We start from the raw sequence: 13,243 nt of genomic DNA, 5'->3' as shown, positions 1-13,243 counted from the left end.
ACATGTCCACGCCCTCCTCCATCGAAAGGCTCGCCAGCCACGGCTGCTTCGGCGGCGAGCAGCTTTTCTATCGGCACGATTCGCATGAAATCGGCCTGCCGATGAAGTTCTCCGTCTATCTGCCGCCGCAAGCCCAGCAAGGCCCGGTGCCGGCCGTGATGTACCTGGCCGGGCTGACCTGCACCGAAGAGACCTTCATGGTGAAGGCTGGCGCCCAGCGCATGGCGGCAGAGCTGGGTCTTGCCCTGATCGCGCCTGACACCAGTCCACGCGGGACCGACGTCGCGGGACAGGACGCCAGCTGGGATTTCGGCATCGGTGCCGGGTTCTACCTCGACGCCACCGAAGCACCGTGGGCCACGAACTGGCGCATGGAAAGCTATCTGATGGCCGAACTGCTGCCGTTGCTGTCGGCACAGTTGCCTTTGAAGGCCGGTCGCCTGGGCGTGTTCGGCCATTCGATGGGCGGGCACGGCGCGCTGACGCTGGCCCTGCGCCATCCGGGTGTTTTCAGGTCGGTATCGGCTTTCGCCCCAATATGCGCACCCAGCCAGTGCCCATGGGGAGAAAAAGCGTTCGGTGGCTACCTCGGCCCGGATCGCGAGCGCTGGTTGAAGCATGACGCCAGCGCGCTCATGCGCGCACAGGCAAACGTGCCCTATCCAGCCGGCATACTGGTCGACCAGGGCCTGGATGACAAGTTCCTGTCCGAGCAATTGTTCCCAGGCGCACTCGAAGAAGCCTGCCAGCACATCGGGCAGCCCCTGACATTGCGCCGCCACGCCGGATACGACCACGGCTACTATTTCGTGCAGAGTTTCATGGCAGACCACCTGGCCCACCACGCCAAGGCCCTGGCGTAGAAGATGTTCAGAAAGTGAAGTCCGGGATCAGATGCATGCGCTGCTCGATGATGCGGCGGATGCATCCGGCCCGGCTCATAGACTCGCTGCTACCGTCCTCGGTGCTGAACAGCAGCAGGCGGCCCTTGGGGCTGCTCCAGGTCAGTTCCCACTGCTCCCAGCGGCCTGCCTGCCAGGCTGCCAGGCGAACGCCCGGCATCAGTACCAGCGAAGCCGCCGCGGCCGATACACGCGCCGACGCCGGAAACGCGTTTTCGTCGAATGCAACGGCAGTCGCCTCCATCGGTGCCGGCAGGCTACCGCCGATCGAGGCCTCCATCTGGCGCGGTTCGCGGCGGGTGGCAAAAGATCCACCGGCCCCTCCCACTGCCGTGCCGTGCAGTTCCTCCAGGGTGCGAAAAAAAGCACTGGCCTGATCCGCCGGATAACCAATACTTTGCAGCCCCGAGCGCAAGCGCGACAGCAGCGAGGGCATGGTCACCAGCAGACGCTGGACATCGGCCTTTCCAAGCGTCGGCTGAGAGCTCCAGAAAAGGGGTTTGACCAAGGCGAAATACCCGTCGGGATCGTTGGCCCCGCCCATACCCGAATGGGTCTGCGCCTGGGCAATGACTTCCGACCAGGGACCCATGACGAATTCGCGCACCGACGCGGGCACACCTTCGATCTCGGGCCAGGACGCGATCTCGGCGGCGATGCGCTGCGCTTCGCCGGCTTGCAATGCGCTGTTTTGGTGAGGGCTGGCCGCCGGCACGGGAAACACGGGCGGCACGGCCGCTGGAAGCGCGTCGGGCTCAGAAGGAGTCACCCCGGCCTGGCGCAGCAGGCGCGACAATCGTCGGTATTCGGATGCCAGCTCGGGCCCGAGGGCCATGCTGAAATGCTCCATCCAGAGACTGCGCACGGCCTCGTTCACACCCGCTCGCTCGGCCACCGACCGTACCGCCCGCGCAACCGTTTCCGGCGTCAACGGACTGGCATCCAGACGCGGCTCGCGAAAACCCAGCGCACCCGATGCGAGGGCCGCGAACTCCCGCAAGGGGTCTTGCCAGGCTTCGAATGCCGGCACCACCACGGGTGTTTCGTCCGATCGATCCAGCTGCAATTGCCGCTGACGCATCGCCGCCAGCAAGGCAGCCGGGAACTCGCCTTCGAAGAAATCGGATTTCTCTGCCAGCAGTTGCCGCGCCTGGCTGGCGATGGCTGCCACCACGTCGCCCTGGCCGCTGCGGTGCGCCAGCTCATACAGGCTCTTACGAGCGCGTGCAACGAGTTCGGCCATCAGGACCCCGCTGTGCGACACCGCATCGTCGATGCAGATGTCCAGCGGGTTGCGGGTGACCGAGGATGCGTAGGGCTGACTCATGGATGGTTTTTTCTGGGCCGCCGGCAGAATCTGGACAACCTGTTTTGTTTATATCAGCCCAGGGCCTTGAACCGCACCCGTTTGGGCTTGGCGCCTTCCTCACCAAGACGCTTCTTTTTGTCAGCTTCGTATTCCTGATAGTTACCATCGAAGAAGGTCCACTGGCTGTCGCCTTCGGCGGCCAGGATGTGGGTGGCGATGCGGTCCAGGAACCAGCGGTCATGGCTGATGACCATGACGGTTCCAGCGAACTCCAGCAACGCGTCTTCCAGCGCGCGCAGTGTTTCAACGTCCAGGTCGTTCGATGGTTCGTCGAGCATCAGCACGTTGCCGCCGGCGATCAGCGTCTTGGCCAGGTGCAAGCGACCACGCTCCCCGCCGGACAGGCTGCCGACCTTCTTCTGCTGGTCGCTGCCGTTGAAGTTGAACCGGCCGGCATAGGCGCGGCTGGCCATCTGGAACTTGCCGATGTTGATCATGTCGAGCCCGCCGGAGATGTCTTCCCAGACGGTCTTGTCGTTGGCCAGTTCGTCGCGATGCTGGTCGACGAACGCCATCTTGACCGTCGAACCCTTGACGACCTCACCCGAATCCGGGGTTTCCTTGCCGGCGATCAGCTTGAACAGCGTCGATTTACCTGCACCGTTCGGCCCGATGATGCCGACGATGGCGCCAGCCGGAACGGTGAAGCTCAGGTTGTCGATCAGCACGCGGTCCCCGAAGCTCTTGCTGACGTTGTGGAACTCGATCACCTGGCTGCCCAGGCGGTCGGCCACAGGAATGAAGATTTCCTGCGTTTCGTTGCGCTTCTGGTATTCGTAGTCGGACAGTTCTTCGAAGCGGGCGATACGCGCCTTGCTCTTGGCCTGGCGGCCCTTGGCGTTCTGGCGTACCCACTCCAGCTCTTTCTTCATGGCCTTGGCATGGGCCTCTTCGCTCTTCTGCTCGCCTTCCAGGCGGGCGTTCTTCTGCTCCAGCCAGTTGGTGTAGTTGCCCTTGTACGGAATGCCGCGGCCGCGGTCGAGTTCCAGGATCCATTCAGCGGCGTTGTCGAGGAAGTAGCGATCGTGGGTGATGGCGACGACGGTGCCGCTGAAGCGCTGCAGGAACACTTCCAGCCAGTCGACCGATTCGGCGTCCAGGTGGTTGGTCGGTTCGTCGAGCAGCAGCATGTCGGGCTTGGACAGCAGCAGCTTGCAAAGCGCAACGCGGCGCTTTTCACCGCCGGACAGCACGCCGATGTTGGCGTCCCAGGGCGGCAGGCGCAACGCGTCGGCCGCGATTTCGAGCTGATGCTCGGAGTCGGTTCCGGCCGCGGCGATCACCGCCTCGAGCTGGCCCTGCTCGGTGGCGAGGGCGTCGAAGTCGGCGTCTTCCTCGGCGTAGAGCGCGTAGATTTCTTCGAGTCGTGCCTTGGCGGCATTGACTTCGCCCATGGCTTCCTCGACCGCCTGGCGCACGGTATGGGTGGGGTCGAGCTTGGGTTCCTGCGGCAGGTAGCCGATCGACAGGCCGGGCATCGGCAATGCCTCGCCTTCGATTTCCTTGTCGATGCCGGCCATGATCTTCAGCAGCGTCGACTTGCCGGAGCCATTCAGGCCCAGCACGCCGATCTTGGCGCCGGGGAAGAACGAAAGGGATATGTCCTTCAAGATCTGCCGCTTGGGCGGCACGGTCTTGCTGACATGGTTCATGGTGTAGACGTACTGGGCCATGTGATTTGGGTGTTTCTTGCGGCTGGCTGGGCAGCGGTTGACGGTTGCGTGACGGCCATTGCGGCCATGCCGGCATTTTCTCACGGGCGGCTGCGTCATCGACACGGCCACGGCCATGCACAGGCTTTGAATCGAATTTCGGCCATCCTCCCATGCGTTCGTGCACCGGACCGGCGCGGCCCTAGCGAAAGCCGAATGATGCCGATCCGACAGTACCGCCGACCGCCGGTACCGCCAGCCTTGTCACATTCTCGAAAAAGGAATCAACCTCATGTTCCCAGCCGCTTTGCAGACCGGCGCGTCCGCCGCCTCCGCAGCCAGCCAGAGCCGTTCCGATGCGCTGTTGAAGGGTCCGCCGGTCGCCTCTGACCAATTGCTGCCGGCCGAGCTGTGGGCCCGCATCCATGCGCTGGCGGACTTGCGCGACAAACATGCGATGACCCGTGTCGACTCCCATCTGTGCAACTTTGCAGTGCCGACCGCCCGGGCGCATCTGTCCGCTGCATTCCAGCCGAGTGCCCGCCACCAGCACGGCACACGGCTGGTCCGGCATGCGGTGGTGGTACTACAACGTGCATTCCGGGACAACGCGGCGCGCGACCGCCATGTGCAGGAACTGGTGGTGCTGGCAGCCGCCATCGGGCCTCATTGGAGCGACCGCAAGTCGTTCGACATCGTGCAGACCGCGCTGTGTGGCGTGCTTCCCCGCCTGCCGCCCGCCGTGGCGCGGCACGTGCTGACACATCTGGCGGCAGTCAACCAGCTCGGATGCGCGGCTTTCGCCGACCTGTCCGGCAACAGCCTCGTGGACCGCCAAACACTGTCGGAGTGGCGCAACGACCTGAAACGTCGCCAGGCGCAGCTGCGGGCTGCAGACACTGCGGCAGGGGGTGTGCTCGGCGCGGAAAGGTGGCGGCGGCTCGACCGCCGGATGCTCGAATCGCTCGGAGCCGAATGACCGCATGCGTCCGTCGCGGCGGCAAGGTCCGGCCCGTGCGTGCGAACGGACCAATTCCATCGCTGGCAGGCCCGGAGTTCATGCGACAATGCCGGTTCGCCGCCGGGCACAGTTACCCACGGCGCCGGCAACCTGCCGGGGATGACGAAGGCAGCGGACCCAGACAGGGGCCGCAATCGCCTTCCGGCTCCCACTCTCGAAGACACATCAGCCTAATACTGGCCCCTTGCTTACTTCAGCATCGTGGCAGGCCGATGTCCTCGTGCCCTGGTTGGGGCACCACAACATGACCTTTGACGAACTGAACCTGGCCCCGGCAATTCTCCAAGCCGTGGCCGAGCAGGGCTACACCACGCCCACCCCTATTCAGGCGCAAGCCATTCCTGTCGTGCTGCAAGGCCACGACCTGCTGGCCGGCGCACAGACCGGCACCGGCAAGACCGCCGCCTTCACGCTGCCCTTGCTGCAGCGCCTGGCCGACGGCGAACCCGCCAAGAACCGCCACGGCAACAAGGGCGTGCGCGCACTGGTGCTCACCCCCACCCGCGAACTCGCGGCGCAGGTCGAGGAATCCGTCCGCACCTACGGCAAATACCTCAAGCTCAGCTCCACCGTCATCTTCGGCGGCGTGGGCATGAACCCCCAGATCGACCGCATCCGCAGCGGTGTCGACATCCTGGTGGCCACCCCCGGCCGCCTGCTCGACCTGCAGCAGCAGGGGCACCTCGACCTGTCCACCGTCCAGGTTCTGATCCTCGACGAAGCCGACCGCATGCTCGACATGGGTTTCATCCACGACGTCAAGAAGATCCTGGCCCTGGTGCCCAAGGAAAAGCAGAGCCTGCTGTTCTCGGCCACCTTCAGCGACGAGATCCGCGAACTGGCCAACGGCCTGCTGAAGAACCCGCAAAGCATCCAGGTCACGCCTTCCAACACCACCGTGCAGCGCATCACGCAAGTGATCCACCCGGTCGGCCGCGGCAAGAAGAAGGCTCTGCTGGCGCACATCATCAACCTGCACAACTGGAGCCAGGTGCTGGTGTTCACCCGCACCAAGTTCGGCGCCAACAACGTAGCCGAGTTCCTCGAGAAGAACGGCATCACCGCGATGGCGTTGCACGGCAACAAGAGCCAGTCGGCCCGTACCCAGGCGCTGGCGGGCTTCAAGAGCGGCGACATCCGCGCGCTGGTTGCCACCGACATCGCTGCCCGCGGCATCGACATCGACGAACTGCCGCACGTCGTCAACTACGAAATCCCCAACGTCCCGGAAGACTACGTGCACCGCATCGGCCGTACCGGCCGTGCCGGCAACGACGGTGCCGCCGTCAGCCTGGTCTGCATGGACGAAGAAGGTTTCATGTACGAGATCGAACGCTTCAGCAAGCAGAAGATCGCGGTCGAAGTGGTCGACGGTTTCGGCCCTGAAGAAGGCGAACGCGCCGAACCCATCGCCATGGGTCGCCAGACCATCTGGGGTGGCGCCGGCAAGCCGCCGAGCCGTGAGGTCATGGCCGCTGCGGCCAAGGCTGCCCGTACCGAAATGATGCAGCGCATCCGCGACAACAAGGCCGGCCAGGGTGCTGGCGGCGCTGGTGGCAATGGCGGCGGAAACGGTGGCGGCCAGCCCGGCCCCCGCCGTGGCGGCGGCAACGGTGGCGGCGGACAGGGTCCTCGCCAGGGCCAGGGTCCGCGCCAGGGCGGTCCTCGACAGGGTCAGGGCGGCGGTTTCGGTGGCGGCAACTTCGGCAACAACGGTGGCGGCTTCAACGGCCAGAACCGTGGTCCGCGTGTCGATCGCGATTTCGACAGCCAGCCCCCGGTCCCGCGTGAAGAACGCCAGCCGCGCCATCACGGCAACGCCATCAGCCCGTCGCAAGCCGATCAACTGGCCCATCGCCGCGCCGAATCGCTTGGCAACGTGGGCATGGCTGGCCAGCCCGATCCCCTGCGCACCAGCGTGGACAGCATGGCCGGTCGCGGCCGTCGTCCGGGTGGCGGCGGCGGTAACGGCGGCGGTGGTGGCGGTTACGGCCGTCGCTCCGGCGGCGGCGGCGGCGGTGGCGGTGGTTTCGGCGGCGGCGGTGGCGGCCGTAGCGGCGGCGGCCGTTTCGGTCGCTGATCCAGCCCTCTGCTGAATCTTGCAGAAGCCCCTGGCGCGTTTTCAACGCCAGGGGCTTTTTGCTTTCAGGCCGGCTTGTGCCCGCTCACCCGCTGCCCGGCATCCGCCGGCAGGCGCCACGCGTCGACCAGCGACAGCAAGGTCAGCAAGGCCATCACCAGCAGCGCCACCCGGAAGTCGGTGGCGCCCGGCATGCCGGAATGGCCGGTGAGTACTTCCCCGAAACGCAGCGCCAGCGCTCCCAGCGCAATGCCCAGGCCGGCGCTCAGTTGCTGGAACATGCTGAACAGGGTGCTGGCCCCGCCCGCCTGATCCTTCGAGGTATCGGCAAACGCCAGGGTGCCCACGGCGGTGAACTGCATCGAACGGGTCATGCCGCCGAAGACCAGTACCACCACCATCAGCGGCAGCGGTGTGTCGGCCGACAAAAAGGCACAACCGACGAAACCCAGCGTCGCCAGCAGGCCGTTGCCCAGCAGCGTCGAACGGAAACCGAAGCGCCTCAGCACCCAGGTGGTGGCTGGCTTGATGCCCAGGTTGCCGGCGAACAGCGCCAGCATCAGGAGCCCGGACTGCACCATGCCGAAACCGAAACCCAGCTGGAACATCAAGGGCAACAGAAACGGCGCGCTGCCGATGGAGATACGCGAAAGGCTGCCGCCCACCGCCGACGCCCGAAAGGTCGGCACACCGAACACCGACAGGTTCAGCAAGGGATGCGACGAGCGCCGGAAATGCCATATGGCGAATGTCATCAGCAACAGCCCGGCGGCGGCCGTCGATGTCACCAGCCACGCATCCGGCGCCTGCTGCGCGACCAGGTCCAGCGCCACCATCACCGCGCCGAGCCCGGTGCCGCTGGCCACGAAACCCAGCCAGTCGAACGGCCGCCTGCCGCCTGCCTCGCCGTCGATCCATCGCAGAGCCAGCACGAGGGCCGCCAGGCCCAGCGGCAGGTTGATGAAGAAGATCCAGTGCCAGCTCCAGGTGCTGGCGATCCAGCCGCCCAGCGGCGGCCCCAGCAACGGCGCCGCAAGCCCGGGCCAGGTGATGGTGGCGATGGCTTTCACGATGCCTTCGCGGGGTGTGGTCCGCAGCACCACCATGCGCCCCACCGGCACCATCAGCGCGCCGCCGATGCCTTGCAGGATGCGCGCCGCCACGAACATCGGCAGGCTTTGCGACAACCCGCAGGCCACCGACGCCAGCGTGAAGACCAGCACCGCGGTGGCAAACACTGGCCGCGGCCCGAAGCGGTCGGCCACCCAGCCGCTCACCGGAATGAACACCGCCAACGCCAGCAGATAGGCGCTGACCCCGGCGGACAAGGCCACCGGCGCCACCCCGAAACTGTCCGCCATGGCGGGCACGGCGGTGGCGATCACGGTGGCGTCGAAGTTCTCCATGAAGAACGCCGAGGCCACCAGCAGCGCGACCTTGCGGCTGCGATTCGTGGGTACGTCGGAAGTCATGGGCGGCTAGCTTAGCCAACCCATGTAGCCCCCGGTAAATCACGTCCCGGGGCAGCCGTCGATCAACGCTCGATCGTCCGATTCCAGCGTGCGTTCCAGGCCGGCCGATTGGCGTTGATGCTCACCCAATCGACCGTCACCGCGTTCTTCAGCCAGGCGGTGATCTGTGCGACCTGCGCCACGCCGTCCTTCACCACCGGAGCCTTGGGGTTGGTAGGCACGATGTTGCCGTGCTCGAGCATGTTGGCCTGCGCCTGCGGGCTCAGCAGAAACTCGGCCAGCTTCTGCGACAGCTCGGGTTCGCTGTTGTTGGCGATGACACACTGGGCGACCATCAGCAGCACCGAGCCTTCCTTGGGCTGGGCGTATTCGACCGGAATGCCGCGCTGCTTCAGCGCCGCCACCGCGCTCGGGGTCAGCGGGAACATGGCGGCCTCGCCGGTCTGCACCATCTCGGAGATCTTGGCCGCGCTCGGGATGTACTCCAGGACGTTCGGGCCCACCGTGGTCGGCCAGGCCTTGAAGCCGGGTTCGACGTTGGTGTCGGTGCCACCCTGGATGCGGTTGAACATCAGAAAGCCGTGCAGGCCGAAAGACGACGAGGTGATCGACGGGAACACCAGCTTGCCCTTGTACTTGGGGTCGGCCATGTCCATCCACGAGGTCGGTGGCGCCCAGCCCTTCTCGGTGAACATCTTCTTGTTGTAGGCCAGGCCGGTCATGCCCAGGCTGATCGAACTCGCCATGTCGTCCTTGAAGCGGGCGGCCGGATACAGGTCCTTCAGGTTGGGGTTGGGCAGCTGCTTCTGGCAAAGGCCCATGCCGATGGCGCGCACCATCACCCCGTCGTCCAGGTACATCACATGCATCTGGGGCTTGTCCTTGTTGGCGGTGGCCTTGGCCAGGATGTCCGACGAAGTGCCCGGCACCACCACCACCTTGACGTTGTTCTGCTTCTCGAAGGCCGGGAACACGTACTGCGTGTACGCCTTCTCCATCGTGCCGCCGTTCATGCCGATGTAGAGCGTCTTGGTCTGGGCGACGGCCGCGCCGCACAGGCTCAGGCCGGCGGCAAGGGCCAGCAGGCTGCGGCGGACGCCGCTCCGGCGAAAGGAAAAATCAGCGAAGGTCATGTTTCATCCTTGGGTTGATACGGGTATCGAAGAAGCAGGAACGGGCGCGAACCGCCCGATGGAAAACGTGTCGATGGGCGTGCTGCTGGCGCCGTCCCGCACCAGCTCGGCCAGCACTTCGCCGGCGGCCGGCCCGATCTGGAAGCCCGCGCCTGAGAAACCAAATCCGTGCAGCAGCCCCGGCGTGGTGGCGCTGCGCGACAGCACCGGCTGGCGGTCCGGCAGGTAGCCTTCGGTGCCGCTCCAGGTGCGGATGATCTGGGCATTGCGCAGCTGCGGAATCAGTTCGATCGCCTGCCCGGTCAGCGACACGATGGCCTGCTGGCTGGAGCGCGCCCGGTCGGCGTCCAGCGCCAGGCCCGGGCCGCCGCCCAGCACCAGATTGCCGCGCGCCACTTGCCGGCCGTACACGCCGCCGCCCTCCACGCCCAGGCTCCAGTTCATGAAGAAGGGCATGGGCGCGGTCACCGCCATCGCCGGATGTCCGGAGCTCAACGGCACCGGTTCGCCGAACTGTTCCGCCAGCCTGCCGGCCCAGGCGCCGGCGCAATTGAGCAGGTGCGGCGCGAACACCTCCAGCCGGTCGGCGGAACGCAGGCAGAAACGGATGCCGTCGAACTGCACCTCGTCGACCGGCGAGTTCTCGAAGATATGCGCCCCGGCGCCCCGCGCCGCGCGGCCGAAGGCGGGCGACACCAGGCGCGGATTGGCCTGGCCGTCTTCCGGGCACAGGGAACCACCGACCGCCCGCTCGCCCAGCCACGGACATTCGCGTCGCAGCCGTTCACGTGACCACAGTTCGATGTCCAGGCCGAAATCGCGAGTCATGTCGCGGTAGCGTTCCAGCGCCGCCATGTCGGCCTCGCTGCGGGCGATCTTGAAATGGCCGGTGCGCAGGTATTCGCCGTCGATGCCGATCAGCTCCGGCAGCCGTGCCCAGATGCCGTGCGCCCGCTGCGTCAGCGGCATCTGCCCCAGCGCCCGGCCCTGGCGGCGTACGCCGCCGTAGTTCACGCCGCTGGAACGCGAACCACACAGGTCTCGCTCCAGCAAGGCGACGGTGAAACCCATGCGCCGCAGCGCCAGTGCGGCCGATGTGCCGACGATGCCGCCGCCGACGATGGCGACATCCGCGTGAAGCGTCTTGTTCATGCGGTTTCGTCTCCTGCGGAGACCGTCATGGCCATCGGGATCGGCTTGATTGGCGCCTGGCCCCGCAGCCTGCCGACCTGCGCGACGGGAACCTGCGCGGCATGGGCGAGCAGCTCGGCCGCGGCCACTCCGCACATGCGGCCCTGGCAGCGGCCCATGCCGATGCGCGAAAGGGCCTTGAGACGGTTCATTTCCTGCGCGCCGGTCTGCCTTACCACCTGGCGCAACTCGCCGGCGGTGATGTTCTCGCAGCGGCAGACCACCAGGTCGTCCGGCGCCCGTGCGGCCCATCCGACCGGAAAAGGAAAGGCTTTTTCGAGGCCGCGCCGGAACGGCATCAGCCCGGCCAGCTTCTTTTCGAGTCGCGCAGCACGGCCCGTATCGACGGCAATACCTTCGTCGGCCAGCAACGCCAGCGCGGCACGCTCGCCCGCCCACTCCGCCGCGTCCGCACCCATGATGCCGGCGCCGTCGCCCGCCAGGTACACACCCTCTACGCTGCTGCGCCCTGCCGCATCGCGCTCGGGCAGATGGGCACGCTGAACCGGCGAATAACCGAAGCGGCAGTCCAGCAGATCGGCCAACTGGGTTTCAGACCGCAGCGCATGGCCGAAGCCGACGGCATCGCAGGCCAGCGTTCTTTCAGTGCGCCCGTCCTCGAACACCACGGCCTCGACATGTCGCTCGCCCAGCATCCGCACCGGCTTGGCCGCCCGATGGACCGGTACGCCATGCGTTCGCAGCCAGCCCAGGTAATACAGGCCCTTGGCAAATGTCGCCGGCTGGGTGAGCAGCCCCGGCAAGGCGATGGCCTGGTCGATCAGGCCGGAGGTGTCCAGCACCGCGACCACCTCCGCGCCAGCCTTGGCGTACTGGTAGGCCACCAGGTACAGCAGGGGCCCGCTACCCATGAAAACGACTTTGGAGCCGATGGCACAACCCTGGAACTTCAAGGCCACCTGCGACCCGCCCAGGCTGTAGACGCCGGGCAGCGTCCACCCCGGGATCGGCAGGATGCGGTCGGTCGCGCCGGTGGCCACGATCAGCCTTTGCCACGGCACGCTCCGGGTGACGGCGGTGGGTGCGTGCAATACATCCAGGCTGCCCGCCTGTGCGTTCCACACCAGGCTGTCGGGCCGGTAGTCGATACGGTCCATCACACCGTCGATGGCCGCATGCACGGACACCGCGCGGCCGGCTTCGGTGCCGTACAGCTTATCGGCCGGACGCTTGAAATTGAGCGGTGGCCGGCGATAGATCTGCCCGCCCGACCGCGCCGCTTCGTCCAGCAGCACCGGTCGCAGCCCGTACGCCACCAGGGTCTGCGCGGCGCGGATGCCGGCCGGCCCGGCGCCGACGATGACAGGAGCACTCGTCATGGCAGCGCCGGGCCGGTCAGCACCGCAAGCCCTTCGGTGACGAAGGTCGAACAGGCCCGCAGCGCAGCACCGTCGGCGGTGCGCACCCAGCAGTCCTGGCAGGCGCCCATCAGGCAGAAACCGGCGCGCGGCTGGCCGCTGAACTCGTTGTGGCGCAGGTGGCCGTGCTGAGCGCCCTGGGTCAGCACGGCGGTCAGCACCGTGTCGCCGACCAGCGCGGTGGCCGGCCGGCCGTCGACAGTGAAACGCACGCTGGCGCGTTCGGTTTCGGCCAGGCGTTGCATCAGTGTTTGCCCACCAGGATGCGGTCCAGGCCGTACAGCCGGTCCAGGATCACCATCGCGCAGGCGGTCACCGCCACCATCAGCGCCGACACCGCCGCCATCAGCGGATCGATGGACTCGGTGGCGTACATGTACATCCGCACCGGCAGCGTCACCGTGCTGGGCGAGGTGACGAAGATCGACATGGTCACCTCGTCGAAGCTGTTGATGAAGGCCAGCATCCAGCCGCCGGTCACGCCCGGCAGGATCATCGGCAGCGTGATGCGGGTGAACACGGTCGACTGCGAAGCGCCCAGCGACAGCGCGGCATGTTCTGCGCTGCGGTCGAAACCGACCAGCGCCGCGACCACCAGCCGCAAGGTGTACGGCGTGACGATCAGCGCATGCGCCAGGATCAGGAACCCGAAACTCCCGGTTCCGCCGACCAGCGCGAACAGCCGCAGCAGCGCCACGCCCAGCACCAGGTGCGGGATGATCAGCGGCGACAGGAACAGCGCATTGAGGAAGTCGCGCCCCGGAAACCTGTAGCGGGTGATGGCCAGCCCCGCCGGCACCGCCATCACGGTTGCGATGGTGGCCGAGGCCAGCGCCAGCCACAGGCTGTTCCAGAACGACTGCATGAAGTCCGGATGCACGAACACCGCCCGGAACCAGCGCAGCGAAAACTCGGTGGTCGGCAGCGTCAGCGTGTTCTCGGGTGTGAAGGCGACCACACACACCACCACCAGCGGCGCCAGCATGAAGGCGATCACCAGCGCGTTGAAGGTCAGGGCAATCGGCCCGTTCTTGCTCATCTGGC

Annotated in this window: 11 protein-coding genes; 3 read left to right on the top strand and 8 right to left on the bottom strand. The window is 66.5% G+C overall.

Annotation, left to right across the window (positions count from 1 at the left end; translation table 11 throughout):
• Nucleotides 1-2 precede the first annotated feature (2 nt).
• Complete coding sequence (fghA, locus tag AC3ANW_RS06165) at nucleotides 3-863, top strand: S-formylglutathione hydrolase (protein WP_488344315.1); 861 nt, start codon at nucleotides 3-5, stop codon at nucleotides 861-863.
• Nucleotides 864-870: 7 nt separating this feature from the next.
• On the opposite strand, the gene AC3ANW_RS06160 is transcribed toward fghA, so the two are convergent.
• Entirely contained in the window at nucleotides 871-2,229 is a 1,359-nt protein-coding gene (locus tag AC3ANW_RS06160; RefSeq protein WP_488344314.1) for a hypothetical protein, read from the bottom strand.
• Between the two features lie 53 nt (nucleotides 2,230-2,282).
• Nucleotides 2,283-3,944 (bottom strand): energy-dependent translational throttle protein EttA, encoded by a 1,662-nt coding sequence (gene ettA / locus AC3ANW_RS06155; RefSeq protein ID WP_488344313.1) that lies wholly within the window; start codon nucleotides 3,942-3,944, stop codon nucleotides 2,283-2,285.
• Between the two features lie 271 nt (nucleotides 3,945-4,215).
• On the opposite strand from ettA, the gene AC3ANW_RS06150 reads away from it, so the two are divergent.
• Together AC3ANW_RS06150 and AC3ANW_RS06145 are read left to right on the top strand one after the other, a co-directional pair.
• Nucleotides 4,216-4,902 (top strand): hypothetical protein, encoded by a 687-nt coding sequence (locus AC3ANW_RS06150; RefSeq protein ID WP_488344312.1) that lies wholly within the window; start codon nucleotides 4,216-4,218, stop codon nucleotides 4,900-4,902.
• Between the two features lie 286 nt (nucleotides 4,903-5,188).
• Nucleotides 5,189-7,024 (top strand): DEAD/DEAH box helicase, encoded by a 1,836-nt coding sequence (locus AC3ANW_RS06145; protein WP_488344311.1) that lies wholly within the window; start codon nucleotides 5,189-5,191, stop codon nucleotides 7,022-7,024.
• Between the two features lie 65 nt (nucleotides 7,025-7,089).
• Here the strand turns inward: AC3ANW_RS06145 and AC3ANW_RS06140 are convergent, their stop codons facing one another.
• From AC3ANW_RS06140 to AC3ANW_RS06115, 6 genes are all read right to left on the bottom strand, one after another.
• The gene (locus tag AC3ANW_RS06140; RefSeq protein WP_488344310.1) at nucleotides 7,090-8,496 is read right to left on the bottom strand and encodes an MFS transporter; all 1,407 of its coding nucleotides are present in this window, start codon (nucleotides 8,494-8,496) and stop codon (nucleotides 7,090-7,092) included.
• A 62-nt stretch (nucleotides 8,497-8,558) separates the two neighbouring features.
• A complete protein-coding gene (locus AC3ANW_RS06135) occupies nucleotides 8,559-9,629 on the bottom strand; it encodes an ABC transporter substrate-binding protein (RefSeq protein ID WP_488344309.1) in 1,071 nt (356 codons plus the stop codon).
• A gap of 3 nt (nucleotides 9,630-9,632) precedes the next feature.
• Nucleotides 9,633-10,781 (bottom strand): NAD(P)/FAD-dependent oxidoreductase, encoded by a 1,149-nt coding sequence (locus AC3ANW_RS06130; protein WP_488344308.1) that lies wholly within the window; start codon nucleotides 10,779-10,781, stop codon nucleotides 9,633-9,635.
• Nucleotides 10,778-12,160, bottom strand: a complete 1,383-nt coding sequence (locus AC3ANW_RS06125; RefSeq protein WP_488344307.1) for an FAD/NAD(P)-dependent oxidoreductase — start codon at nucleotides 12,158-12,160, stop codon at nucleotides 10,778-10,780. Before AC3ANW_RS06125 ends, AC3ANW_RS06130 begins: the two co-directional genes overlap by 4 nt.
• Complete coding sequence (locus AC3ANW_RS06120; RefSeq protein ID WP_488344306.1) at nucleotides 12,157-12,444, bottom strand: (2Fe-2S)-binding protein; 288 nt, start codon at nucleotides 12,442-12,444, stop codon at nucleotides 12,157-12,159. Before AC3ANW_RS06120 ends, AC3ANW_RS06125 begins: the two co-directional genes overlap by 4 nt.
• On the bottom strand, nucleotides 12,444-13,238 hold the full coding sequence (locus AC3ANW_RS06115) for an ABC transporter permease (protein ID WP_488345368.1): 795 nt from the start codon (nucleotides 13,236-13,238) through the stop codon (nucleotides 12,444-12,446). Before AC3ANW_RS06115 ends, AC3ANW_RS06120 begins: the two co-directional genes overlap by 1 nt.
• Nucleotides 13,239-13,243 lie beyond the last annotated feature (5 nt).

Source organism: Xylophilus sp. PBN-3R (assembly GCF_057747805.1).
The sequence above is the reverse complement of the archived record's forward strand: the minus strand, read 5'-3'. Positions and strand labels throughout refer to the sequence as shown.